24 protein-coding genes are annotated in these 25125 nt (G+C 66.3%); 12 read left to right on the plus strand and 12 right to left on the minus strand.

Annotated elements, in window-relative coordinates; genetic code table 11:
- Nucleotides 1-61 precede the first annotated feature (61 nt).
- A complete protein-coding gene (gene purT, locus DBV14_RS08755; RefSeq protein ID WP_124458799.1) occupies nt 62-1264 on the minus strand; it encodes a formate-dependent phosphoribosylglycinamide formyltransferase in 1203 nt (400 codons plus the stop codon).
- A 198-nt stretch (nt 1265-1462) separates the two neighbouring features.
- Between purT and DBV14_RS08760 the strand changes: the two genes are divergently transcribed.
- The 3 genes from DBV14_RS08760 to DBV14_RS08770 all read left to right on the plus strand — a co-directional run bounded on the left by DBV14_RS08760 (nt 1463) and on the right by DBV14_RS08770 (nt 4682).
- Nucleotides 1463-2311 (plus strand): 3-hydroxybutyryl-CoA dehydrogenase, encoded by an 849-nt coding sequence (locus DBV14_RS08760; RefSeq protein ID WP_124458800.1) that lies wholly within the window; start codon nt 1463-1465, stop codon nt 2309-2311.
- A gap of 133 nt (nt 2312-2444) precedes the next feature.
- Nucleotides 2445-3260 (plus strand): crotonase/enoyl-CoA hydratase family protein, encoded by an 816-nt coding sequence (locus DBV14_RS08765; protein WP_124458801.1) that lies wholly within the window; start codon nt 2445-2447, stop codon nt 3258-3260.
- A 60-nt stretch (nt 3261-3320) separates the two neighbouring features.
- A complete protein-coding gene (locus tag DBV14_RS08770; protein ID WP_124458802.1) occupies nt 3321-4682 on the plus strand; it encodes a serine hydrolase in 1362 nt (453 codons plus the stop codon).
- A 48-nt stretch (nt 4683-4730) separates the two neighbouring features.
- Here the strand turns inward: DBV14_RS08770 and DBV14_RS08775 are convergent, their stop codons facing one another.
- Nucleotides 4731-5507: a type III pantothenate kinase gene (locus DBV14_RS08775; protein WP_124458803.1), complete on the minus strand. Its 777-nt coding sequence runs from the start codon at nt 5505-5507 to the stop codon at nt 4731-4733.
- A gap of 134 nt (nt 5508-5641) precedes the next feature.
- On the opposite strand from DBV14_RS08775, the gene lysM reads away from it, so the two are divergent.
- Together lysM and DBV14_RS08785 are read left to right on the plus strand one after the other, a co-directional pair.
- Complete coding sequence (gene lysM / locus DBV14_RS08780; RefSeq protein WP_124458804.1) at nt 5642-6103, plus strand: peptidoglycan-binding protein LysM; 462 nt, start codon at nt 5642-5644, stop codon at nt 6101-6103.
- A 190-nt stretch (nt 6104-6293) separates the two neighbouring features.
- Nucleotides 6294-7304 (plus strand): LacI family DNA-binding transcriptional regulator, encoded by a 1011-nt coding sequence (locus DBV14_RS08785; protein ID WP_124458805.1) that lies wholly within the window; start codon nt 6294-6296, stop codon nt 7302-7304.
- On the opposite strand, the gene DBV14_RS08790 is transcribed toward DBV14_RS08785, so the two are convergent.
- From DBV14_RS08790 to DBV14_RS08820, 7 genes are all read right to left on the minus strand, one after another.
- Nucleotides 7274-8257: an AraC family transcriptional regulator gene (locus DBV14_RS08790; RefSeq protein ID WP_124458806.1), complete on the minus strand. Its 984-nt coding sequence runs from the start codon at nt 8255-8257 to the stop codon at nt 7274-7276. The genes DBV14_RS08785 and DBV14_RS08790 overlap by 31 nt on opposite strands.
- A gap of 42 nt (nt 8258-8299) precedes the next feature.
- Nucleotides 8300-9832, minus strand: coding sequence for an FGGY-family carbohydrate kinase (locus DBV14_RS08795; protein WP_124458807.1), 1533 nt, complete (start codon nt 9830-9832; stop codon nt 8300-8302).
- 38 nt (nt 9833-9870) lie between these two features.
- Nucleotides 9871-10893, minus strand: coding sequence for an ABC transporter permease (locus DBV14_RS08800; protein ID WP_124458808.1), 1023 nt, complete (start codon nt 10891-10893; stop codon nt 9871-9873).
- 17 nt (nt 10894-10910) lie between these two features.
- Nucleotides 10911-12515, minus strand: coding sequence for a sugar ABC transporter ATP-binding protein (locus tag DBV14_RS08805; RefSeq protein WP_124458809.1), 1605 nt, complete (start codon nt 12513-12515; stop codon nt 10911-10913).
- Between the two features lie 39 nt (nt 12516-12554).
- On the minus strand, nt 12555-13565 hold the full coding sequence (locus DBV14_RS08810; protein WP_124458810.1) for an autoinducer 2 ABC transporter substrate-binding protein: 1011 nt from the start codon (nt 13563-13565) through the stop codon (nt 12555-12557).
- Between the two features lie 100 nt (nt 13566-13665).
- On the minus strand, nt 13666-14655 hold the full coding sequence (locus DBV14_RS08815; RefSeq protein WP_124458811.1) for an ABC transporter permease: 990 nt from the start codon (nt 14653-14655) through the stop codon (nt 13666-13668).
- Between the two features lie 198 nt (nt 14656-14853).
- Nucleotides 14854-15267: a rhodanese-like domain-containing protein gene (locus tag DBV14_RS08820; protein WP_124458812.1), complete on the minus strand. Its 414-nt coding sequence runs from the start codon at nt 15265-15267 to the stop codon at nt 14854-14856.
- A gap of 213 nt (nt 15268-15480) precedes the next feature.
- Here DBV14_RS08820 and DBV14_RS08825 point away from each other — a divergent pair, with 213 nt between their 5' ends.
- The 5 genes from DBV14_RS08825 to DBV14_RS08845 all read left to right on the plus strand — a co-directional run bounded on the left by DBV14_RS08825 (nt 15481) and on the right by DBV14_RS08845 (nt 20850).
- Nucleotides 15481-16590 (plus strand): TRAP transporter substrate-binding protein, encoded by a 1110-nt coding sequence (locus tag DBV14_RS08825; RefSeq protein ID WP_124458813.1) that lies wholly within the window; start codon nt 15481-15483, stop codon nt 16588-16590.
- A gap of 95 nt (nt 16591-16685) precedes the next feature.
- Nucleotides 16686-17354 carry a TRAP transporter small permease subunit gene (locus DBV14_RS08830; RefSeq protein ID WP_124458814.1) on the plus strand — a complete coding sequence of 223 codons (669 nt, stop codon included), beginning with the start codon at nt 16686-16688 and terminating at the stop codon, nt 17352-17354.
- Nucleotides 17351-19297, plus strand: coding sequence for a TRAP transporter large permease subunit (locus tag DBV14_RS08835; protein ID WP_124458815.1), 1947 nt, complete (start codon nt 17351-17353; stop codon nt 19295-19297). The genes DBV14_RS08830 and DBV14_RS08835 overlap by 4 nt, the downstream gene beginning before the upstream one ends.
- A gap of 136 nt (nt 19298-19433) precedes the next feature.
- Complete coding sequence (locus tag DBV14_RS08840; protein WP_124458816.1) at nt 19434-20045, plus strand: TetR/AcrR family transcriptional regulator; 612 nt, start codon at nt 19434-19436, stop codon at nt 20043-20045.
- A 10-nt stretch (nt 20046-20055) separates the two neighbouring features.
- Nucleotides 20056-20850 (plus strand): alpha/beta fold hydrolase, encoded by a 795-nt coding sequence (locus DBV14_RS08845; RefSeq protein WP_185545971.1) that lies wholly within the window; start codon nt 20056-20058, stop codon nt 20848-20850.
- 31 nt (nt 20851-20881) lie between these two features.
- Here the strand turns inward: DBV14_RS08845 and DBV14_RS08850 are convergent, their stop codons facing one another.
- Entirely contained in the window at nt 20882-21205 is a 324-nt protein-coding gene (locus tag DBV14_RS08850; RefSeq protein WP_124458818.1) for a metalloregulator ArsR/SmtB family transcription factor, read from the minus strand.
- A 93-nt stretch (nt 21206-21298) separates the two neighbouring features.
- Here DBV14_RS08850 and DBV14_RS08855 point away from each other — a divergent pair, with 93 nt between their 5' ends.
- Both DBV14_RS08855 and ubiG read left to right on the plus strand, forming a co-directional pair.
- Nucleotides 21299-21685, plus strand: coding sequence for a thiol-disulfide oxidoreductase DCC family protein (locus tag DBV14_RS08855; protein WP_124458819.1), 387 nt, complete (start codon nt 21299-21301; stop codon nt 21683-21685).
- Between the two features lie 20 nt (nt 21686-21705).
- Nucleotides 21706-22407, plus strand: a complete 702-nt coding sequence (gene ubiG / locus DBV14_RS08860) for a bifunctional 2-polyprenyl-6-hydroxyphenol methylase/3-demethylubiquinol 3-O-methyltransferase UbiG (RefSeq protein ID WP_124458820.1) — start codon at nt 21706-21708, stop codon at nt 22405-22407.
- Between the two features lie 6 nt (nt 22408-22413).
- Here the strand turns inward: ubiG and DBV14_RS08865 are convergent, their stop codons facing one another.
- Together DBV14_RS08865 and DBV14_RS08870 are read right to left on the minus strand one after the other, a co-directional pair.
- Nucleotides 22414-24504 (minus strand): PEP/pyruvate-binding domain-containing protein, encoded by a 2091-nt coding sequence (locus DBV14_RS08865; protein WP_124458821.1) that lies wholly within the window; start codon nt 24502-24504, stop codon nt 22414-22416.
- Between the two features lie 75 nt (nt 24505-24579).
- Complete coding sequence (locus DBV14_RS08870) at nt 24580-25026, minus strand: zinc ribbon domain-containing protein (protein WP_260396879.1); 447 nt, start codon at nt 25024-25026, stop codon at nt 24580-24582.
- Nucleotides 25027-25125 lie beyond the last annotated feature (99 nt).

A 25125-nucleotide genomic window follows, 5' to 3' on the forward strand; every position in this document is an offset into this window, starting at 1 on the left:
CCCGCGCGGCGCGGCTTGCGAAAACTGGCTACAGCTGTCGCGCGCCGAGCATTCGGCCCGCTCAGGCCTTGCGCGGCTTCACGCGCGAGGCGGCTTCCTTCGCGAGCTTGCGCGCGGTGTCGGTGTCGGCCGCGTGCACCAGCGCCACACCCATGCGGCGCTTGAGGAAGCTCTCGGGCTTGCCGAACAGGCGGATGTCGCTGCCCGGCACCTGCAGCGCCTCGGCCACGCCGTCGAAGGCGATGCCGGTGGCGTCGACGCCGCCGTAGATCACTGCGCTGGCGCCCGGGCTCTTGAGCGAGGTGTCCACCGGCAGGCCAAGGATGGCGCGCGCATGCAGCTCGAACTCGTTCTGCCATTGCGTGGCCATGGTCACCATGCCGGTGTCGTGCGGGCGCGGGCTGACTTCGCTGAACCAGACCTCGTCGCCCTTCACGAACAGCTCGACGCCGAACAGGCCCTGCCCGCCCAGGTCGGCCGTGACGGCCTGCGCGATCTGCTGCGCCTTGTGCAGTGCGGCGGGTGCCATGGGGTGCGGCTGCCAGCTTTCGACATAGTCGCCGCTCACCTGCACGTGGCCGATGGGGTCGCAGAACTTGGTTTCCACGGCGCCCGCCGCGTCTTTCGCGCGCACGGTGAGCAGCGTGATTTCGTAGTCGAAGTCGATGAAGCCTTCGACGATCACGCGGCCGTGGCTCACGCGGCCGCCGGCCATGGCGTAGTCCCAGGCCTTCTGCACGTCGGCCGGGCCGTCGATCTTGCTCTGGCCCTTGCCGGAGCTGCTCATCACGGGCTTGACGATGCAGGGGTAGCCGATGCCTGCGTCGATGGCCGCCTGCAGCTCGGCCAGCGAGTCGCAGAACTTGTACGGGCTGGTCGGCACGCCCAGCGTCTCGGCGGCCAGGCGGCGGATGCCTTCGCGGTCCATCGTCAGGCGCGCGGCGCGGGCCGTGGGAATGACGCGCACCACGCCCGCGTCTTCGAGCTGCTGCAGCATCGGCGTGGCGATGGCCTCGATCTCGGGCACCACCAGCGTGGGCTTCTCGGCCTCGATGAGGGCCTTGAGCGCCTCGGGGTCGCTCATGGTGATGGTGCGCGCGTGGTGCGCCACCTGCTGGCCCGGGGCGTTCTCGTAGCGGTCGACCGCGATGGTCTCCACGCCCAGGCGCTGCAGCGCGATCAGCACCTCCTTGCCGAGTTCACCGGAGCCAAGCAGCATCACGCGGGTGGCGGAGGGAGAAAGGGGGGTGCCGAGGGTGGTCATGGTCGAGGTCGGAAAGGGAAAGGAAAGAGAAGAAAAAAGCAACCGCAGCACTGTAAGCCACCCGCGAGCCCCCGTGTCGCGCGCGGCAACGGAAGCCCGTGGCGGCTGCTTCACAATCGATGTCCTGCCGCGGTGGCGGCCCTCGCGCCCCACCCGCCCACCCATTCCCTTTTTGTTTTTCTCTCAAGGAGTTTTCTCATGGCTATCCAGACTGTCGGCATCATCGGCGCCGGAACAATGGGCAACGGCATCGCGCAGGCCTGCGCGGTGGCCGGCGTGAACGTGGTGATGGTCGACATCGCCCAGGCGGCGGTCGACAAGGGCCTGGCCACGGTGTCGGGCAGCCTCGACCGCCTGATCAAGAAAGAAAAGCTCAGCGCCGAGCAGAAGACCGCCGCGCTGGCGCTGATCAAGGGCTCGACCAGCTACGACGACCTGAAGGGCGCGCAACTGGTGATCGAGGCCGCCACCGAGAACCACGCGCTCAAGCTGAAGATCCTCAAGCAGGTCGACGAGCTGCTGGCACCCGAAGTGATCATCGCGTCGAACACCTCGTCGATCTCGATCACGCAGCTGGCCGCCGCCACCTCGCGCCCCGACCGCTTCATCGGCATGCACTTCTTCAACCCGGTGCCGATGATGGCGCTGGTGGAGCTGATCCGCGGCTACCTGACGAGCGACGCCACGCACGACGCGGTGAAGGCCCTGGCCGAAGCACTGGGCAAGTCGCCCATTACCGTGAAGAACGCACCGGGCTTCGTGGTCAACCGCATCCTGGTGCCGATGATCAACGAGGCCTTCTTCGTGCTGTCCGAAGGCATTGCCACCGCCGAAGACATCGACGCCGGCATGAAGCTGGGCTGCAACCAGCCCATTGGCCCGCTGGCGCTGGCCGACATGATCGGCCTGGACGTGTGCCTGGCCGTGATGGAGGTATACCTCGAGCAGTTCGGCGACTCGAAGTACCGCCCCTGCCCGCTGCTGAAGGAAATGGTCGCCGCCGGCCAGCTGGGCCGCAAGACGGGCCGCGGCGTCTACACGTACTGACATCACTGGCTCGCCCCCAGTCTTCGCGCACTTCGTGTCGCTTCGCCAACCCCCTACCGGGGGCAACACCAGCGGCCCGGCAAAGCCGGTTCCGCGGTGTTCCTTGAAAAGATAAGAAAAGGAGACCGCCCGCATGACCGCCACGCCCACCACCCCACCGGCAGAAGGCTGCATCGACACCCAGGTGCTCGGCCACGTGCTGCTGATCGGCATCAACCGCCCGGCCAAGCGCAACGGCTGGACGCCGCCGATGTTCAGGCAGCTGGCCGAGGCCTACACCCGCCTCGACGACGACCCGAACCTGCGCGTGGGCGTGCTGCATGCCTTCGGCGACCACTTCACGGCGGGCCTCGACCTGCCGGCGGTGACCGAGTACATGAAGCGCGGCGAGAAGGCCATTCCGGCCGGGCTGGTGGAGCCGCACGACTTCGGCCTGCCCGACTACCGCCGCCGCACCAAGCCGATGGTGGTGGCCGTGAAGGGCATCTGCTTCACGGTCGGCATCGAGCTGATGCTGGGCGCCGACATCGTGGTGGCGGCCGACAACTGCCGCTTCTCGCAGATGGAAGTGCAGCGCGGCATCATGGCCACGGGCGGTGCCACGCTGCGCATGGCCGAGCGCGCGGGCGTGGGCAACGCCATGCTGCACCTGCTCACGGCCGACGAGTTCGACAGCGCCGAGGCGTATCGGCTGAACTTCGTGCAGAAGGTGGTGCCGGCCGGGCAGGAGCTCGATGCGGCGCTGGCCATTGCGCAGCGCATCGCGGCGCAGGCGCCGCTGGCCGTGGTCGCCACGCGGCTCAACGTCATCAAGGCGGTCGAGCAAGGTCCGCTGGCGGCCGTGTCGGAGTTCATCGAAACGCAGAAGCGGCTGTCGAACAGCGAGGACGCGGCCGAAGGCGTGCGCTCTTTCGTCGAGCGCCGTCCCGCGCGCTTCAGCGGCCGTTGATTCCATTGGTCCCCGTTGATTAAGTTGGTCTCGTTGATTCATTCCCCCGGAGCCTTGCCCATGTCTTTTTTCAAGCGCACGGCGTTCGCCGCCGCTGCCGCCCTCACCCTGCTTGCCGTGAACACCTCCATCGCCCAGACGCCGGCAACTGCACCTGCACCCACGCCCGCGGCCCCCGCGCTGCCCGACCCCGCCGCCACCTCGGTCGAGGCGCTGGGCTGGATGCAGGGCTTTCCGCCCGCGCCCGACAAGCTCATCACCTTCGACAACCCGGCCGGTGGCGTGTTTCCGCGCACCCGCTGGAGCTTCTCGCACGTGCGCGAGACGGTGCCCACCGCCAACGTGTGGCGCGGCCCCGGCGCGGCCAGCCCACTGCCCTCGGCCACGCCGCGCTTCGACATCGAGAAGGTCACGTTCAAGCCGCTGGGAGGCACGGGCGATGCGACGATGAACTTCGCGCAGATGATCTCCGGCACCTACACCGACGGCATCCTGGTGATGCACCGCGGCAAGGTGGTCTACGAGAAGTACTTCGGCGCGCTGTCGCCCGAGCGGCCGCACATCGCGATGTCGGTCACCAAGTCTTTCGTCGGCACGCTGGCCGCCATCCTCGCGGACGAGGGCAAGCTGGACCCGGCCGCGCCGGTGACCAGGTACCTGCCCGAGCTCAAGGACACGGCGTATGGCGACGCCACCGTGCGCCAGGTGATGGACATGACCATCGGCGTGCACTACTCCGAGAACTACGCCGACCCCAAGGCCGAGATCTGGGACTACGCGCGTGCCGGCGGCATGCTGGTGCAGGGCCCCGGCTATGCGGGCCCGAAGTCGTTCTATGAATTCCTGGTCACGCTGAAGAAGGAAGGCACGCACGGCGAAGCCTTCGCCTACAAGACCGTCAACGCCGAGGTGCTGGCGTGGATTCTTCGCCGTGCCAGCGGCCAGTCGCTGGCCGACCTGCTGAGCGAGAAGATCTGGCGCCGCATCGGCGCCGAACAAGACGCGTATTTCATGGTCGACCGCATCGGCACCGAGTCGGGCGGCGGCGGCCTGAACACCGTGCTGCGCGACATCGCGCGCTTCGGCGAAACCCTGCGCAACGGCGGGCGCGCGTCCAACGGGCAGCAGGCCATTCCGAAGGCGGTGGTGGAAGACATCCAGCGCGGTGGCGACCCGGCCAAGTTCGTCAAGGCCGGCTATGCGCTGCTGCCGGGCTGGTCGTACCGCAACATGTGGTGGGTTTCGCACAACCCGCACGGCGCCTACATGGCGCGCGGCATCCACGGCCAGAGCATCTATGTCGACCCGAAGGCCGAGATGGTGATCGTGCGCTACGCGGCGCACCCGATCGCGGCCAACGGCGCCAACGACCCGCTGACGCTGCCCGCGTTCCAGGCAATGGGCGAAGCGCTGATGCGCTGATGCACCCCTGAGCCGACGCTGGCGCTGAAGCGTTGGCTTCGGTTCAGTTCAGACGGCGGCCCGCTCGCGGGCAATGACCAGCAGCCCGTCCATGATCAGGCTCTCGACCAGCTCGAAGTGCCCGTTCATGACGGGCGCCATCTTCCAGCCCGCGCCGCCGGTCATGTAGCAGGCCGGCTCGGCGCCGCAGTGCGAGCGCACGTGCTGCACCATGCGCTCGACCGCGCCGGCAATGGCATAGGTGCCGCCGCTGGTCAGCGCGTCGCTGGTGTTGGTGGGAAATTCGCGCACCTCGCCGGTCGGCACGTGCAGGCCGGCCGTGCCCGACTCCAGCGCGCGCAGCATGATGCCGTGGCCCGGCAGGATGAGCCCGCCGAGGAACTTGCCGTCGGCGTCGATCGCCTCCACGGTGACGGCCGTGCCGATCATCACCACCACCATCGGCCGCGCCGGCCCCTGCGCGAGCATGCGGTGGCGCGCGCCGATCATCGCCACGAAGCGGTCGGCGCCCAGGCGCGTCGGATGGTCGTAGCCGTTGACGATGCCGGCCTCGCCCGCGCTCGACATCACCCAGCGCGGCGTGCAGTCGAAGCGCTCGTTGATCTGTTCTTCGGCGCGGCGCCGCACCGCGTCGCCGGCCACCACGCAGCCCAGCATCGAGCCCGGTGCCGGCAGGTCGGCCCACGGGCCGTCGGCCAGCCGTTCGATGTGGTCGAGAAATTCGGCGCCCTGCGCCTGCAGCACGGCACCCGGATGGGCCCCGTCGTAGAGCGCCCATTTGAGGCGGGTGTTGCCGATGTCGATTGCGAGGAAGGGGGATGCCATGCGCCGGATTATTGCGACTTTGTTGTTATTCCTGCTGGCACGTCGTTGACACACGCGGCATGGGCCTACGCCCACCCCCGGCTTTCCGCCGCTACATTCGCAAATTCCATCCACCACGGCACAAGGAGAAAACCATGGGATTGCTGAGTTTCATCAAGGAAGCCGGTGAGAAATTGTTCGGCGGATCGTCGGCGCAAGCCGCCACGCCCGACGCAAACGCGGCGGCCGCGGCCGCCATCAAGACCTACATCGAAACGCAGAACCTCGGGCTCACCGGCCTCGAGGTGACCTACGTTGCAAGCAGCGGCGTGGTCACGCTCGCGGGCCAGGCACCCTCGCAGGAAGCCAGTGAAAAAGCTTCGCTGGCGGCAGGCAACGTGGCCAACGTGACGAGCGTGGACAACAACCTCGTCGCACCCGCCGCGCCGCCGGCGCAGTACCACGACGTGGTGAGGGGCGACACGCTGTCGGCCATCTCGAAGAAGTACTACGGCGACGCGAACAAGTACAACGCGATCTTCGAGGCGAACAAGCCGATGCTGACGAGCCCGGACAAGATCTATCCGGGGCAGAAGCTGCGTATTCCAGCGCTCTGATCGTCTCAGACTCGATTTGAAAAAGGCCCGCTGGAAGCAGTGGGCCTTTTTGCTTTCGCCCCCCGAAAACGCCAAGGCTGGCAAGCACTTGGGCGCTTAAACTTCCATCGATGAAATGCAAGTTCGATGCCACCCAATCGTGCCACCCAGCCGTCGAAGGGCGTGCCGGTTGCCCTGCCGGACTGGACCGATGAGCCGACGCGAGCCGACCATCTACGATCTGGCACGGCTGGCCGAGACTTCCGCATCCACCGTCAGCGCCATCCTGAACGGCACCTGGAAAAGCCGCCGCATCGGCGAGGAAACGGCGACACGCGTCCTCGCACTCGCGAAGGACCTGAAGTACACGCTCAACCGGCAGGCCAGCGGCCTGCGGCGCAAGCGCTCCGGGCTCATCGGCATGCTCATTCCGATGCACGACAACCGCTTCTTCAGCGCCATGTCGCAGACTTTCGAACGGCTGGCGCGCGAGCGGCATCTCTATCCCATCGTAGTCAGCACGCTGCGCGACCCGAAGCTGGAAGCGGAGACGGCGCGCACCCTGATCTCCTATCAGATCGAATACCTGCTGGTAACCGGCGCCTCCGCGCCCGATGCGGTGAGCCGGATCTGTTCGCACCACGGCATTGCACACCTCAACGTCGACTTGCCGGGCAAGCTGGCGCCCTCTGTCGTCTCCGACAACCGCTGGGGCGCCCGCGAGCTCACGGCGAAGCTCATCGAACGATCGACGGCGCCGCGCGCCAAGCGGCGCAACCGGTTCTGCTTCGTCGGCGGTATTCCGAGCGACCACAACACGGCACAACGGATCGAGGGATTTTCCGACGCCATTGCCGCAGCGTTCGGCAGCCTCGACGGCGTGGACGTCGACGCCTGCGGCTACGAAGCCGACCAGGCAGAGGCGTCGGTGCGAACGCTGTACGAGCGCATGGGAGGCCTGCCGCGCGGACTGTTCGTCAACTCGACCATTGCGCTGGAGGGCGTGGTGCGATTCCTCAAGACCCTGCCGCTCGAAGAGGTCCACCAGTGCACGATCGGCAGCTACGACTGGGATCCGTTCGCGACCTGCCTTAGCTTTCCCTTGCTCATGGTTCGACAGGACATTCCGGGGCTGCTCGGAAAGGCCTTCGAGATCATCGACTCGGGTCGCTTCGACGCGACCGAGATCATTCAGATACGGCCTGAGCTGGTCGAAGCCTGAGCCGTCGAAGCCCTTGAATGGGTCGGTTTCGCTGTGGCACCGAACCGGCCCGCCATGTGCTCTCGGTAGGCGCTCGGGGTCATGTTCTTCAACCTGCGAAAGTGCCGGTTGAAATTGGAAATGTTGTTGAAGCCGACCAGGTAGCAGATGCTGGACACCGGCGTATCGCTCTTGCTCAACAGTTCGCAGGCCCTGGCAACCCGGACGCTGATCAGGAAGTCGGTGTAGGTGCTTCCGGTCACTCGTCTGAACAGTCTCGAGAAGGTATGGACGCCGACGCCGGCGCAATGGCCGGCTTTCGCCAGCGACAGCCTGTCGGCATAGTTTCGATAGACAAGCGCCCGCACCTTCTCGACGCGCGGGTCCATGACAGCCTTGCGCTGGCCCGGAGCGTCCGGCATCGTCGTCGAGGAGAAAGACCGGGACTCGGGCCACCGGCTCAGGCGTTGCAGCAGTTCGGCCAGGGCACAGAAACGGGCGATGCCGGATGCGTTTTGCACCAGGCGAAAGCGGTCGTGCAGATCCGGGTCCGCGTTCAGGAATTCGACGCCACAGCGATCGCGCTCCAGCAGCGACACCGCGCCATGCAGATCCGCGAAGAGCTCCGCGGCCTTGTGCATCAAGTCCCTTGCGAAATGGATCACGACACTGCGCTCGCCTACACCGGCTGCCGGCGCATCGAGGGAGACGAGATTGTGCGGAACGCGCGGACTGATCAGGACGATGGACCCTGGCTTGAACGCTCCCACATGGTTTCCGACGTAGGTCCGGCCCGAAGTCTGGACGACGAGCTGGAGTTCGTACTCGTCGTGGTAGTGCCATCGCTCCAGGCGGGAGGGCGTTCCATGAACGTAGCAACCGATGCCACCCGACGGCTCGAGCCCCAGTTCGACATTTCGCGCCAACTCGCTCTCGAACATGGCGTCGCGCCGTGCATGAGACAGGTCTTCCATCGGACGTCTTCGGGCGTTGGAGGGAGCGGCCCTGGCGACCGGCTAGCGCACCCTTGAGTCGGCGTTGGCCGACGCGATGGATTTCAACGCATGCATCACGTCGCGGGTGCCGTCATAGAGCTTGCGGTACTGCGCGTACAGGCTGTCGTAGACCTCGCGCCGCGAGGGGTCCGGAACGATGCGGCGCCCGGGCTGGACCCACCGCGAAATGTCGCTGCGCCGCACAAGGCCGGCTGCACAGCCCGCCAGGAATGCATTGCCGAAGCTCGCCCCGACAGTGACGGCCGGCACCTCCTGCTCAACCTGCGTGATGTCGGAGACGATCTGCAGCCAGGTGTTGCCTTGCGCGCCGCCGCCGACGGCCACCACGCGATTGACCTTCGCGCCGATGTCGGCAAAGGCCTCGAGGTTGTGGCGCACGCCGAAACCCACCCCTTCGAGAACGGCCCTGAATAGCTGCTCCCTGGAGTGAGACAGGCTCAGCCCCGCGATCACGCCGCTGGCCCGCATGTCGTTGATGGGGGTCCGCTCGCCGCTGAAGTACGGCAGCACCAGCAGGCCGCCCGCGCCCGGCGCAACGTTGGCGGCGCCGTCGAAGAGCGCGGCGTAGCCGCCAGGTTCATCCAGGTCGCGCGCGAGTTCGTCCTTGAACCAGCGCGTCAGGCTGCCCGTGGTGCTCATGCCGGCGGCCAGGTTGAATTGCCCCTCGTAGGCACCGGCCACGGTCCAGACCCGCGGATCGGGCGTCGGCCTGTCCTGCACCAGCACGAAGAACGTGGTGCTTCCATACATCACCATCAGGTCGCCGGGAGCGACGGCCCCCACGCTGATCGCTTCGCTCAGCGCATCGACCGCCCCCACGGCCACCGGCGTGCCGACCGAAAGGCCGGTCGCTTGCGCGGCCTCCGCGGTGACCTCGCCGGCAATCTCGTCCGACCAGGCCGGGCGGGGCAATGCATCCAACGGCACGAAGGCGCTGTTGAAGCGTTCGTCCCACGTGCCCGTCTGGGGGTTGTACAGGGGCATGTAGTGACTGGCCGTGTGGCGGTCGGTGCAATGCTGGCCTGTGAGGCGGTAGCTCAGGTACGAGCTGGCCGTGGCCAGGTGCGCGGTGGCCGCCCAGACGTCGGGCTCGTGCTTTCGGATCCAGCGGATCTTCGGTCCGATGGCCTGGCTGGTGAGGTCCATCAGCGAGAACTCGCGAATGGCGGCGGCGCCGAACTCGGCCTCGATCTCGGCGATCTCCACCTCCGCGCGCACATCCACGCCGTAGAGAATGGCCGGCCGCAGCGGGCGCATCTTTGCGTCCAGCGGCACCACGCAGGGGCCGATCGCACTGACCGCCAGCGCGGCGACGTCCTGTCCGCTCAAGCCGGTGCCTTCCATCACCGTCTTGCACAGCGCACAGACGTCGTGCCACCAGACCTTGTCGGCGTCCTGCTCCACATGCCCGGGGTGCGGCAGGCTGATGTCGTGGGGGATCGTGGCGGTGTTGAGAATGCGTCCGTCGAGCGTCGTCAGGGTGGCCTTGCTGCTGTAGGTTCCGACGTCGATGCCGAGCAATGCGTGCTTCATGGGTGCAATAGGGGAAATGTGAAAAGGCGACGGCGGGATCAGCGCGCGCGCCGGATCGAAAAGAGCGCGCCGGCCACCAGAATGAACGCGCCCACGATGACCTTCTGCCACGTGCTCGGCACACCCGCGAGGATGAGCACGTTGTTGATCAGCGTGACCAGCAGCACGCCCAGCAGCGTGCCGAGGACGGTGCCGTTGCCGCCCGTGATGCGCGCGCCACCAAGCACCACGGCCGCGATCACGTCGAGTTCGGTGCCGACCAGGTCGAAGGGGTTGGCCAGCCGGTTGCTCGATACGTGAACAACGCCGGCAATGCCCGCCAACAGGCCCGCATAGCCGAACACGAACATGTGCACCACGCGCAACCGATAGCCCAGGCGTTCGGCAATGCCGAGGCTCCCGCCGATGGCATACACGGCGCGGCCGATCAGGGTGCGATTGAGGATGAACCAGGTCAGGCCCGCGGCCCCCGCCAGCACGAGCACCGATGCCGGAAGCACGGACATCGCGCCCTGCTCGGTGGCGTGGCGCAGCAATGCGGCGCGGCCGAAGCTGTCCATCGGATCGGGAATCTCCATGAAGAACACCGTCCCGACGAAGGTCAGAAGAAAACCGCGGAACAGGTACTGGGTGCCGATGGTGACGATGAGCGACGGCGCCTTGAGCCAGTCGACCAGGCAGCCGTTGAGGATGCCCAGGAGCACGCCACCGGAGGCGCCGGCCAGCAGGATCAGGGGCATCGGCGCCTGGGGCCACCAGAGCGTCACCGCCTTCGTGATCGAGTACATGGTGAGCGCCGCGATCGCCGTGAACGACACATCGATGCCGCCCGCTGCCAGCACGACGAGCACACCGAGCGCGAAGATGCCCACGACCGTGCTGGAGCGAAGAATGTCGAACAGCATCCCGACCTGAAGGAAGTCGGGGTTGAGGAAGGCCACCACGATCGCGACCATCGCGATCATCAGCGCAGTGAAGAATTCCGGGCGCTCGCCCAGGAGGTGACGTTGGCGCGCGGGCGCCTGTACGGCCGGCGAGGCGCGGAGCTCTGTCGATGTCATGGCAATCGTTCTTCGATTCAGTTCGGGAGGGTTTCCGACAGCAGTGCCCGGTAGAGCGTGCTCTCGTCCAGTTGCCGTGCGTCGAACTGCGAGACGAGCCGGCCTTTCTTCATCAGCAGGATGCGGTCGCAGTTCTGCAGCAACTCGGGCAGGTCGTCGCTGACCAGGATCACGGACAACCCTTCCTCGGCCAGGCGTTGGACGAGGCGATAGATGATGTCCTTCGATCCCACGTCGACGCCCACGGTCGGGCCGTGCAGGATCAACAGGCGCGGCTTGATGGTGAGCCAGCGCCCGATGAGCACGCGCTGCTGGTTGCCGCCCGACAGGGACTGCACGGGGCGCAAGACGTCGGGCGTGGCGACCTGCAGGTCCCGCACGATGGATTCGGCCAGCGCCTGGCCGCGCTGCGGCTCCAGCAGCCCGAAGCGGCCCCGCAGCTTCGAGATCACGACCGAGACGATGTTTTCCTGGATGGACTTGTCGAGAAACAGCCCTTCGCCGAGCCGGTCTTCGGGCACGTAGCCGATGCCCAGCCCGATGGCATCGCCGGGCTGCCGCAAGGCGACGGCCTGGCCGTCGAGTGCGATCGACCCGGAGTCCGCCGGCGCCACGCCGGCCAGGGCATGCGCGAGCTCGTTGCGCCCCGAGTCGAGCAGGCCCGTCACGCCAAGAATTTCGCCACGGCCGAGCACGAAGTCGACGTCTGCAAACGCGCCGCGACGGCCGAGGCCCTGGACCTTCAGCAGAACCGGGCCATCGGCCGGCGATGTCCGGTACCGCTGGGTCGCGATGTCGCGCCCTGTCATGAGGCGTGCGATCTCCGCCTTGTCGAAGCCGGCAATGGGGCCCTGCGCCACCTTCTGTCCATCGCGGAACACGATGACCTCGCCGCCGATGGCATAGCACTCGTCGAGCTTGTGGCTCACGAAGAGCACCGCCACGCCATCCGACTGGAGTTTGCGCACCACGGCGATCAGGTTGTCGACCTCGCGCTTGGTGAGCGCCGTGGTCGGCTCGTCCATGATCACCATGCGCGCGTTGGTGGCGATCGCGCGTGCAATGGCGATCAGTTGCCTTGTCGCGATGGGCAGCGACTCCACCAACGTGCGCTGAAAGCCGGCGGAATCGGGAAGGCCGACCGTCGCGAGCGCGCGAGAGGCTGTCTGGGCCAGCTTTCGACGGTCGAGCCGGCGTGAAAGCCGACCCTGGTTTGCGACGAGCTGCTCGGTCAGCCCGATGTTCTCGGCAACACTCAGGTTGGGCAGGAGAGACAGGTCCTGATAGACCGTCTCGATGCCGGCCGTGAGCGAATCCAGGGACGACAGCGCGGCAAAGCGGACACCGTTGATGCGCAGTTCGCCTTCATCGGGAGGCTGCACGCCCGAGATGATCTTGATCAGCGTGCTCTTGCCGCATCCGTTCTCGCCCAGCAGGTGATAGACCTCGCCGGGCCGGATGGCCAGCGAGACGCCCCGGAGCGCGTGCACCCCGGCGAAGCGCTTGTGCACGCCCACCACCTCCAGGAACGCACCGGTGGCGGCCGTTCCTGCGCGGCCTCCGGCTTCGTGTTCGCTCGCGGGCGAGCGCGTTTTTTCTTCTGCAACCTCGGTGGACGCCATGCTTCAGGTCTCGTTCAAATTCGCTCGAGCCGGGCGGCCTCAGAACGGGTATTGCTTGTAGTTGCTCTTGTCGACGTCGACCCAGGCCTGGCCGCGAACGATCACGCCGCGCCCCGGTCCCTTGGAGACCTGGACCTTCTCGTAGCCCTTGACGCCGAGGTTCATGCCCGTCTCGGGGCTCTTGCCGTCGAGCAGCAGCTTGGCCATCTTGTTCATGACGATGCCCGCGTCCTTCGGGTCCCAGAACGAGATGCCGGTGATGGCACCGGACTCCAGGAGCTTGGCGGCTTCACCGGGCAGGCCGGTGCCGTAGACACACACCTTGCCCTGCTTGCCCGCTTCTTCCACCGCGCGGCCGATGCCCAGGACGTCGAGCGACGACGAGCCCTGGAAGCCCTTGATGTCCGGGTACTTGCGCAGCAGTTCCTTGGTCTTTTCATAGGCCTTGGTCGCGTCGTTGAACGACTCGTTCTTGGCGGCGACGAGCTGCAGGCCCGCATATTTCTTCGACGCATTGGCAGCGCCGGCATCGGCCCACTGCACGTGCGACTGGCTGCCCAGCGACCCGACGAAAGAGGTCCACTTGCCGCTCTTGTTCATGCACTCCGCCATGCGGTCGTTCAGGCGCGCGCCGTAGTCGGCGTTGTCGAAGGCCTCGATATCGATCTGCGTGTTCTTCTGGTTGTCGGCCTCGTGGGTCACCACCTTGATGCCCTTGTCGATGGCGCGCTTGAGCACCGGCTCGAGCGTCGGGGGATCGAAGGGCACGACCGCGATCGCACTGACGTTTTTGGCCACGAGGTCTTCGATCACGCGCAACTGCTGCGCGGCATCGGCCTGGCCCGGGCCCGTCTGGAAGGTCTTGACGCCGGCGTTGTCTGCGCCGAACGCCTTGACGCCATCTTCCATCCGGTTGAACCAGCTGATGCCCGTGATCTTCACGACGGTGGCGATGGTCTGCTCTTTTCCTTGAGCGTGAATTGCACCCACGGCGGTCGCTGCTGCAACCGCGATCAAAGCGCATGGAATCAGTTTTCTGGTGTTCATCATCTTTGCTGTCTCCTTGAAAAGTCGCCCTTCGACATACATGCCCGGCGCAAGAAGGGATTGCACCGAGGCCTTCAGTGAAATGAATGCCTTGCCCGCGAGGTCAGTTCCGGCGTGGCAGCCAGCGCTTGAACTCGAAGCGCGACGACGCCAGGAACAGCAGCAACATCAGCCCCCAGGCGCAGTCGCGGAAAAAGTTGGAGATGCCCACCAGGTTGAAGGCACTCGAGAGAACCTGCAAAGCCGTGGCGGAGAAGAAAAGACAGGTCATGCGGCCGTATCCGCCGGAGGGCCTCACGCCGGCCATCACGGCAATCAGGATGGTGATGAGCAGGTACGAGCCGCCGTAGTCCCACTTCACGCTTGCGGTACGCGATGCGATGAGCACGCCGGCCAGCGCAGCCAGCGTGCTGCTCAGGATGTAGGTGGTCAGCAGGACCCTGGTCGGCGAAATGCCCGTGAAGCGCGCTGCCTTCGGATTGGTGCCCATCAGGTAGAGCCGCACGCCGTATGCGGTGCGGCCGAGAACCAGGCCCAGCAGCAGCGTGGCCAGGAGAAAGATGGCGAAGCCGATGGGAATGCCCAGCACCGTGTCGTTGCCGATGGCCGACAGCGGCTCCACGTACCCGAGCCGCACGGCGGAACCGTTGGTGAGAACGACCGCGATGCCGGTGAACAGCAGTTGCGTGCCCAGCGTGGCCAGGATCGGCGTGAGGCCCAGGCGCGCAATGAGCAAACCGTTGAACGCTCCGCCCACGATGCCCGTGACCAGCGCCACGACCACGAAGAGTGCGGTGAACAGTACGGGCGCGTCGTCGGCTGACACGAAGTGCGGCACGACGAGAGCCCCCACCACGCCGGCCAGGTTGGCCATGGCGGCGCCGGACAGGTCTATGCCGCCGTTGCCGGAAATCATCGTGAGCATCACGCCGATGGCGAGCAGTCCGATTTCGGGCAACTGGCTTGCCATCGACTGGAGGTTGTCGGCGCTGGCGAACTGCCCGCGGGACCAGACGGTCGCGACCACGATCACCAGCAGATTCACCAGCAGCAGGAACGACAGTTGCGGGTCACGAGGAAGGCCGAGCTTCATGGTCTGGCGATGGCGCAGCGAGCGGGGCCGCTGCGTCAAAAGAAGAGGTTGATGTGTTTGCACAATCGATTGTGCAGATGGGCGCAATCGTAGAGACGTGAGGGCGACAGGACCATCAGGGTTTACCTCAAGGGCCTGCAACCCGCCTGGCAGGTGCGATGTCTCGGTGGTTGTTCGCCTGGGCTCGGAGAGCGAACCCTAGTTCTGCTTCCATGGCAACCCGCGCTTGCGCCAGCCGCCGAGTTGCCCTCGATGCCCGTCCGCATCGGGGTTCCCCTCGAAGCCTTCGAGGATGTTGTAGGCCTCAAGCCCCAGTTCGGTGGCGCGCTTGGCGGCCGCAATGGAGCGCACGCCGCTGCGGCACAGCATCACGAGCTTTTTCTTTCCCTCGCCCGCGGCGCGCACACCCTCGTCGAAAGACGGGTTCAGCGCCATGCCCGGCCATTGCTTCCATGCCAGCGGCACGGCGCCGGGCACGAAGCCGACCCACTCGCGCTCGGCGTCGGTGCGCACGTCGACCAGCACCGCCTCGCCGCTAGCGAGCCACTGCGCGGCCTGCTCGGGCGTCACGTCGCCGGCGTAGCCTTTGTCTTCAACCGTTGCTGCATTCATCTTTCTTCGTCCTTCGATCAAGAGGGTTAGTCCGGGGCGGCGGGCGTCTTTACCTGTCGCGGCGTCCGCCGGATGGTGGAATTTTTCACCAGTTCGTGAAAACCCTGTTTGTCACGTTTTCCTGAGCCCCAAAGATGGCGGCTTGGCCTGTCAAACATAACTCCAAGACGGCGGCCTGGGTTTCCCAGAACGAACGCTATGGAGTGAGACAACATGACAGACAGCAAATTGCCCCGCCGCCGCGGGCTGCTCAAGGGTGCGGCCGTTGCCGCGGGCGCCATGTCCGTGCCGATGGTCAGCATGGCGCAAACCACATCGCTGCGCTTCCAGAGCACCTGGCCGGCCAAAGACATCTTCCACGAGTACGCCAACGACTTCGCCAAGAAGGTCAACGACATGGCGGGCGGGCGCCTGAAGATCGAAGTGCTGCCCTCGGGCGCGGTGGTGCCCGCCTTCCAGCTGCTGGAGGCCGTGAACAAGGGCACGCTCGACGGCGGCCACGGCGTGGTGGCCTACCACTACGGCAAGAACTCGGCACTGGCGCTGTGGGGTTCGGGGCCAGGCTTCGGCATGGACGCCAACACCGTGCTGGCCTGGCACAACTACGGCGGCGGCAAGGCGCTGCTCGACGAGATCTACAAGAGCCTGAACATGGAAGTGGTGTCGTACCTGTACGGCCCCATGCCCACGCAGCCGCTGGGCTGGTTCAAGAAGCCGGTGGCCAAGGTCGAGGACATGAAGGGCCTGAAGTTCCGCACCGTCGGGCTGGCGGTCGACATGTTCACCGAGATGGGCACCGCGGTGAACCCGCTGCCCGGCGGCGAGATCGTGCCCGCGCTCGACCGCGGGCTGATCGACGCGGCCGAGTTCAACAACGCATCGAGCGACCGCGTGCTGGGCTTCCCCGACGTGGTGAAGAACTGCATGCTGCAAAGCTTCCACCAGTCGGGCGAGCAGTTCGAGGTGCTGTTCAACAAGGGCAAGTACAGCGCGCTGTCGCAGGAGCTTCGCTCGATCATCGACTACGCCGTGCAGGCCGCGAGCGCCGACATGAGCTGGAAGGCGGTGCAGCGCAACTCGCAGGACTACGCCGACATGAAGAAGGCCGGCATCAAGTTCTACAAGACGCCCGACACGGTGCTGCGCGCGCAACTCGCCGCATGGGACAAGACCGTGGAGAAGAAGGCCGGGGAGAACCCGCTCTTCAAGAAGGTGCTGGCGTCGCAGCGCGAATTCGCCGAGCGCGCGCTGCAGTGGCAGAACGACTACGGCGTCGATTTCAAGATGGCCTACGCCCACTACTTCGGGAAAAAGAAGGCCTGAGGAATCAGCCGCGGTGACGGTTCGCGCCAGCCATCCGGAGTGCTCCGGCTGGCTGGCTTTTCGATGCGTGCTTTCTTTCTGCCTGCCATGCCTTCATGACCATCCAACGCTTTCTCCACGCCGTCGACCGGTTCAGCATGGTCGTGGGCAAGACCTTCTCGTGGCTCATCGTGGCGCTGATGCTGCTGGTGTGCGGCGAGGTGTTCAAGCGCTATGCGCTCAACGCGCCCACCGCCTGGATCTTCGATGCCAACAACATGCTCTACGGCACGCTCTTCATGATGGGCGGCGCCTACACGCTGTCGCAGGCCGGCCATGTGCGCGGCGACTTTTTCTACGGCAGCATGAAGCCGCGCACGCAGGCCGCGCTCGACCTGGTGCTGTTCGCGCTGTTCTTCCTGCCCGGCGTGGTGGCGCTCACCTGGTCGGGCTGGACCTACTTCGGTGAATCGCTCGCGATGCGCGAGCAGACCTTCAATGCCGACCCGATTCCGGTGTACCCCTTCAAGTTCGTCATTCCCGTGGCCGGCGCGGTGTTGCTGGTGCAGGGCATCGCGGAGATGGTGCGCTGCGTGCTGTGCCTGAAGACCGGCGTATGGACGCCGCGCCTGAAGGACGCGGAAGAAATGGACGTGGTGAGCGAACAGCTTGCAGGCAGCAGCTATGTCGACGAAGCCGACAAGCGCGAGGTGATCGACAGGGCCAAGTCCATCGAGCAGGCCGCGCAGCAACGCAAGAGCGACAGCACGGGAGGTACAGCATGAGCGAACCCGCACTCGGCCTGCTCATGCTCGGCCTGATCGTCGTCGTGATCATGCTCGGCTTTCCCACCGCGTTCACGCTGATGGGCCTGGGCATGTTCTTCGGCTTCATCGCCTTCTACGACCCGTCGATGCCCTGGCTCGACAACAGGGTCTTCGACCTGATGGTGCAGCGCGCCTTCGGGGCCATGACCAACGAGACGCTGCTGTCCATTCCGCTCTTCGTGCTGATGGGCTACGTGATGGAGCGCGGCGCGCTGGTCGACAAGATGTTCCACAGCGTGCAGCTGGCGTTTCGCCGCGTGCCGGGTTCGCTGGCGGTAACGACGCTCATCGTCTGCACCTTCTGGGGCATTGCCAGTGGCCTCGTCGGCGCGGTGGTGGTGCTGATGGGCGTCATCGCGATGCGGCCCATGCTCAACGCGGGCTACGACACGCGCCTGGCGGCGGGCGTCATCACGGCCGGCGGCACGCTCGGCATCCTGATCCCGCCCTCGGTGATGATCATCGTGTACGCAGCCGTGGCCGGGCAGTCGGTGGTCAAGCTGTATGCGGCCGCGATGTTCCCGGGCTTCTTCCTTGCGTTCCTTTACCTGATCTACGTGATCGGCTGGGCGGTGCTGCAACCGAAGGTGGCGCCGAAGCTCTCGCCCGACAAGCAGCGCGCACCAATCACCCCGTGGGTCGCGCACATCGCGGACAGCTATTCGCAGCGCATGCTGCCGGCGCTGCTCACGGCCGTGGTGTCGCCGGGGCGCGCACTGCGCGGTGCGGCCGAAGGCGTGCGCATCACATGGTGGCTGCTGCTGCGCAGCCTGCTGAACGCACTGGTGCCGCTGGCGCTGGCGGCGGCCACGCTGGGCTCTGTGTGGTGGTACGTGACGATCTACTCGCAGAAGGACAACAACGCGCCCGCCGTGCAGCAGCAGGCGACGCAAAAGGCCGAAGCGCCTGCAGCCGCGGCTGCAACGGCTCCGGCAGCGCCCGAGGCCTCCGGCACCGGCCTGGCCGAACCGCCGACCGACGACGCACCGAAGGAGCCGGGCGCGGAAGGCGGCCTGCAGGAGCCGCCCGGCGGCGCAGAGGAACCACCCGGCAGCGAAGCCGCTGCCGCGCCCGCGCCGGCCGCCGAGGGCGGACTACAGCAACTCGGCGACGCCGTCGAAGCGCCCAAGACCGCCGCGGTGCCCGAGGCCTTCTACACCGGCTTCCTGCTGGCCAGTCTCTTCACGCTCGCGCTGCTCGCCTGGTACTACTGGCATATGGACGCGGAGCAGTTCGAAATCTTGCGCATGCTGGTGTCGTCGGTCATGCCGCTGGCCACGCTCACGCTGGTGGTGCTGGGCGTGATCCTGTTCGGCATCACCACCGCCACCGAGTCTGCGGCGGTGGGTGCGGCCGGCGCGTTCCTCATGGCATGGCAGGCCGGCACGCTGGACTTCAAGAAGACCAAGGAGGCCGTGTTCCTCACGCTCAAGACCACTTCGATGGTCTGCTGGCTGTTCGTGGGCTCGGCGCTGTTCTCGGCCGTGTTCGCGCTGCTCGGCGGTCAACGCATCATCGAGGAATGGGTGCTGGGCATGAACCTGACGCCGCTGCAGTTCCTGCTGCTGTCGCAGGCCATCATCTTCGTGCTGGGCTGGCCACTGGAGTGGACCGAGATCATCGTGATCTTCGTGCCCATCTTCCTGCCGCTGCTGGCGCACTTCCAGATCGATCCGCTGCTGTTCGGCGTGCTGGTGTTCGTGAACCTGCAGGCGGCGTTCCTCTCGCCACCGGTGGCGATGTCGGCCTTCTATCTGAAAGGAGTGTCGCCACCGCACGTGACGATCAACCAGATATTCGCCGGGATGATGCCGTACATGCTGATCGTGATTCTCTGCATGGTGTTCATGTACATCTGGCCGGGGCTGACGCTTTGGCTGCCGCAGTACCTGTATGGGTGAGATCGCCGCGAGACATCCGTAGCCGTGGGCCGGGCCGGACGTTCGCAACGGTGCGAAATCCGGCGCCTCTCTGACGCGCTTGTCTTGATTCAATTTACGCCGTATATTTTACGTTGTAAATTAATCAAGGACACGGATGCGAAAAGCACTCTCCGACGAAGAAGTCCAGGACTTCCGCCAGCGCCTCCTGGCCGTGGCGGAACGCTCCTTCGCCGAGCACGGCGTCGATGGCGTCACCGTGCGCCAGCTCGCGCAACAGCTAGGCTGCAGCGCCATGACGCCGTACCGGTATTTCCGGGACAAGAACGAAATTCTTGCGGCGGTCACGGCAGCGGCGCTGGACCGTTTCTCGGCGTCGCTGGAAGCGGCGTTCGCGGTTCCAGGCAGCGCCTCCGAACGATCGGCCGCCGTGCGCACGGCCTACCTTCGCTTCGCCTTCGAAAACGCGGGGGCCTACCGGCTCATGTTCGATTTGCCGCATCCGGAGATGGCGCACTTTCCGGACCTGGCGCGCGCCGCGCAACGTGCCGAGCAAATCATGACAGCACCGCTCGAACGCCTGGTGGAAGACGGCGTCGTCAAGGGTGACCCTCGCCTGCTCGGCCGCGTTTTCTGGAGCGCCATTCACGGCGCCGTGTCCTTGCAACTGGCCGGAAAGTTCGATGCGTCTCCCAGCTTCGAGAGCGTGCTCAGCCACATGCTGGGCTTCATCGTTGCAGGTGCCGCGGCGGCCGCCCATGACAAATAGAACGCCCACCATGCTGACCGTCGATGGCTCCCGGGTGCACGTGGTCGACGAAGGCGAAGGCCCGCCGGTGCTGTTCCTGCATGGCAACCCCGACACCTCCGACATATGGCGCGGTCTCATCGACCGGCTGCAGCCGAACTACCGGTGCATCGCGCCCGACCTGCCGGGCTACGGAGAGTCGGGCGCCGCGCCGGACTTCGATTGCTCGCTGGAACACCTGGCCGCGTTCGTCGACGGCCTCGTGCGCCAGCTCGGCTTGCGCGAGCCGATCAACCTGGTGGTGCACGACATCGGCGGCCAGTTCGGACTGGCATGGGCCGTCAGGCATCCTGAGAAGGTCAGGCGCATCACCATCTTCAACACCGCCTTTTCGCCGGACTACCGCTGGACACGCCTGCACAAGATCTGGCGCACGCCCTTTCTCGGCGAACTGGTTCAGCGCCTGACGAACCGGCGCGCGTTCACCAGGGAAATGAAGAAAGGCGCGAGCCGGCTGACCAGTGAACAGATCGACCGGATCTACGACCGCATCACGCCGGCCATGAAGCAGATGGCGCTGCGCTTCTTTCGGGCCACCGAGTTGTCGCACTTCGAGGGCTGGGACACGCAGTTGCGCGGACTCGCGTCACGCATTCCTATGCAGGTTCTGTGGAGCGACGACGACCCGTACATCGCACCGGAATTTGCCGACCGCTTCGGCGCGCAGACGGTGCGGCATTTCCAAGGCTACGGGCATTGGCTGCCGCTGGAAGCCACTGCGCTTGTGGGCAAGGAGCTCGAGGACTTTCTCGCCCGCGCAGGCTGAAAAGGCCGGGTTCGCGCTGCCGGCGCTGTACTCAGGCCTTCGAACCGGATGACCGCTGACTGGCCAGCGCCCGGCTTTCTTTCTTCAATGCCTTGGACACAGGACAGACGGCCTGCACGAAGCCTGTGAGGGTGTTGGCCAGGCTTTCGCGCTGCAGGCTGTAGAACACGAACTGCCCCCGCTTCTCGGCCTTCACGAGCCCCGCGCCTTCCAGGATCTTCAGATGCTTGGAAAGCGACGGTTTGGACATCTCGAAGCGCGTGGCGATATCTCCGGCCGAGAGCTCCGTCTCCGACAGGTACGCCAGGATCTTGCGCCGGGGCGTGGACGCGAGCGCTTCGAAGATTTTTTCCATCGGTCGATTTTACGCTTCGCGTAGTCGGTTCGCTAATTAGTTATTTAGGCATTTAGCTAAATAGATGGCAGAATCGGCGCAACAGGAGCCGACATGCAAGAACCCTCTGCCTTGAGCCCTCCCCGACCGGTCGTCTACTACAACAGCGCCTGCCCGGTCTGCGATGCGGGCGTCTGCGCCATGCGCGACAGGCTGCCCGGCGACAGCGTGGAATGGATCGACGTGCATGCCAGGCCGGAGGTGCTCTCACCCCTGGGCCTGCAACTCGAGGACGTGCGCGAGCGCCTTCATATGGTCGACGCGTCCGGCGATACGCGCATCGGCGCGGACGCCATCGCCGGCGTGCTGGCGCTGTCGCCGCGATGGCGCTGGCTGGCCAGGCCCATGCAATGGCCCGGTCCGCGCGCACTCGGCGCGTGGGTCTACAACGCATTCGCGAGGCAGCTGTACCGCTGGAACCGCTCGCGAGGCCATTGGTAAGCAACCACCAGGAGAAACATATGAGCTTCGTGAATTTCGATCCCGCCGAACTTGCCAAATTCCAGGCCCTGGCCGACCGCTGGTGGGACCCGCGTTCGGAATTCAGGCCGTTGCACGAGATCAATCCGCTGCGCCTGGAATGGATCGACGGGCTGGTCCCGCTGAATGGGCGAAAGGCTCTGGACGTCGGCTGCGGCGGCGGGATTCTTGCCGAGTCGATGGCGCGCAAGGGCGCCGACGTGCTGGGCATCGACCTGGCAGACAAGCCGCTGAAAGTTGCCGCACTCCATGCGCAGGCGAGCGGCGCGACTGTGGCCTACCGAGCGATCTCCGCCGAAGCCCTGGCCGATGAATGCGAAGCCGGATTCGATGTCGTGACCTGCATGGAAATGCTGGAGCACGTGCCGTCACCGAACGCAGTGATCGAGGCCTGCGCACGCATGGCCAAGCCGGGCGGGTGGGTCTTCTTCTCGACCATCAACCGCACGCCGTGGGCCTGGCTGATCGCGATCTTCGGCGCGGAGCAGGTGTTGCGCATTCTTCCGCGCGGCACGCACGACTACCGCAAACTGATCCGCCCCGACGAGCTCAAGCAGGCCGCCTCGCGCGCCGGCCTCGAACTGCGCGACCAGCGCGGACTGGGCTACAACCCGTTCACCCGCAATTTCAGGCTGCATCGCTCCCTGCACGTGGGGTATCTGCTGGCCATGCAGAAGACCTGACCGCCTTCAACGCCGCCGCTCCACATACGGCCGCGCCTGCAGCAGCACGATCCTGTCCCCCACCGTCGCCCACTCGATGTCCTGGTCGACCGCGTTGAAGGTGCGCTTCACCGCCGCGCCCACGTTCGCCAGCCGCACCACCAGTTCGTCGGTCAGCACGTTGCGCCCCGCCTCCACCGGCACTTCCTTCACGCCGCCATCCTTGTCGAGCTGCAGCGACGTTTCTTCGGCCGAGCGGCTCAGCACCTGGATCGCTTTCGACCAGCTCGAATACATGACCTGCTCCGCCACGCGCTTGCCTTCGACCACGCGAATGCCGATGCCGCGCTTGGCGGAGATGTAGGTGACGTGCGGGTGACCGGCGTCGAAGGGGTCGCGGGTGATCATCACGCCGGCGTTGGTGGAGTCGATGGCGGTCTGCACGAACACGCCCATCAGCACCGACTCGGCACCGAAGCCCGCGGCGCTGCGCGCCTCCCAGGCCTCGGGGTTGAACACGGAGGCCCAGACTTTCTTCACCGCGACTTCGAGCGCGTCGCCGGTCTTGACGTTGGGCACGGTGGTGTAGAGCCCCGCGCCGCTGAAGCCCGGCAGGTCTTCGGAGTTGGACGAGCTGCGCACGAACACGCCGCCACCGCCCAGCTGCGCCTGCCACGCGGCGCGCCATGCCGCCGCGGTCGATGCATCGACCGGCCACTTGACGATCTCGTCGCGCAGTTGCGCCAGCGCCTTCTGCCGCAGCTGCGGGTCGCTCGCGAAGCCGGGCTGCTGCTGCATGCGCGCGATGCGATCGGCCAGGCCGTTGGCGCGCATGAAGCGGTCGTATTGCGCGAAGGGAATGCAGAAGCCGTCGGGCACGGAGGTGCCCGGAATGCGCGCGGCCTGCATGGCGCCGAGGTTCGCGGCCTTGGTGCCGCATTGCGCGCTGTTTCTCGCACGCAATGCAGCCAGCGGCAGCAGGCGGCTTTCACGCAGGTCGGGCCGGGTGGCCTTGGCACCGCCGGGCGTGGCGCCGGTGGACGCGGTGCGCACGGCGCGCGGCGGCAGCGCCGCGATTTCTTCGGGCGTGAGGCGGCGCACCTGGTAACCCGAGGCTGCGACCTTCAGTGCCACCCACTGGCCCGCGTGCTCTTTCAGCACGGCGGCGGCGTCGCGCACGTACGCATTCGGAATGCCCCAGCCCTTGGCGAGCAGGTTGACGTGCGACAACGCGGTCGATGGCCGCTCGGTCAGCACGCCGGCCACGGGCGGCAGGTTGATCGGCACCTGGCGCAGCACGGCGATGTCGTCGGGCAGCAGCGCGTTCAGGGCATTGGTGCCCACGGCGTCGTCCACGATGCGCACGCGGCCGGTGGCGGTGCCGAGGTTCATGGGCATGTAGGGCTGCTCGCGGATCAGCGCTTCCTGGCTCACGAAGTCGATGCCGGTTTCTTTCGCGATGCGCTCGTGCAGCGTGGAGTTGGTCTTGAACTTCACGGGCCCGAAGAAGCTGGCCTTCACCTGCGCATCGGCCTGCCGCAGCAGCGGCGCGGTGAGCTGGTCGCCTTCCCAGAATTCATAGGTGAAGGTGCCGATGTTCTGCTGCCAGCTGAGCGTGCCGAACAGAAAGCGGCGGTCGGGCACGAGGTAGTTGCGGTCAATCTCGCGCTTGAGGGTGTGGGGCGTGAGGCGGGTCTCTCGCAGGAAGCGCACGTGCAGCTGGTAGCGCGGCGTGTCGATGTAGTACATGCGCGGCGCCGGCCGGGCCTGGCGGTCGATCGCGAACAGCACATGGGCCAGCTGCATGGGCGTGCCGGCGTCGTAGACGCGCGCCAGCGAATCGAAGTCGCCCTGGCTGCGCAGCGCGGGCAGCGACGACGGCACGGAAGCGCGCGGCGCCATCTGCGCGGCCGCGCCCTCGGGCTGTGGCTGGTTCTGTTGCTGGTAGTAGGAAGGCTTGCGCGCAAGCTGCGCGGCGGCCGGCACGGCGGCCACGGCCATCGCGCAGAGCGCAAGGCCGGTGCGCCATGCCGGTGCGATGCGCGCCGTTGCGCGGACGCTGGTGTGGGCGCGATTGCTTGCCTTGCCCGCCGATTCCGCGGTGCGGTCATTCTTCATGGAGAGTCTCCCTCATTGCCGACGAGCGCGAATTCTCGCTCGCCGCGGATGCGGGAACCCTGCCTCCTTCGCGACTCAGCCGCGCGGCGCTGCCTCCGAAGACGACTGGCCGCACTGCGCACAGAACTTCGCGCCGGCCTGCATGGTGGTGCCGCACTGGCGGCACGCGGCCGGCTGCATCGACGTGCCGCATTGCTGGCAGAAGCGCGCGCCCGGCGCGTTGGCCGTGCGGCAGGCCGGGCACGCGATGCCGGCGCCACCGCCGCCACCGTTCGCCGGCGGAGGCGCGCCGTTTCCATGGCCGCCCTGGCCACCGTGCCCGCCATACCCGCCATAGGAACCGTGATGGCCACCACCGCCGCCGCCATGCCGCGCACCGCCGTGACCACCGAAAAGCCGTTCCAACATGCCCATGTACTTCTCCCGTTCTGCCTGGCCGAAGGCTGCGGCAACGTCGCCGGTGGCGATGGATTCCCGCAGGGCCTGGTGACAGTGGAATCCCTGAAGCAGCTTCAGGGTCAAGCGCGTGTTTTCAATAACCCTCGGCAGGCTGGGCCTGTTGCGCAAGTCCCGCCGGAAGCGCTGCCTTCGAGCGGCCGCTAGAGTGGGCGCCCAAGGAGT

This window comes from Variovorax sp. KBW07 (assembly GCF_003852515.1).
Lineage (GTDB): Bacteria > Pseudomonadota > Gammaproteobacteria > Burkholderiales > Burkholderiaceae_C > Variovorax.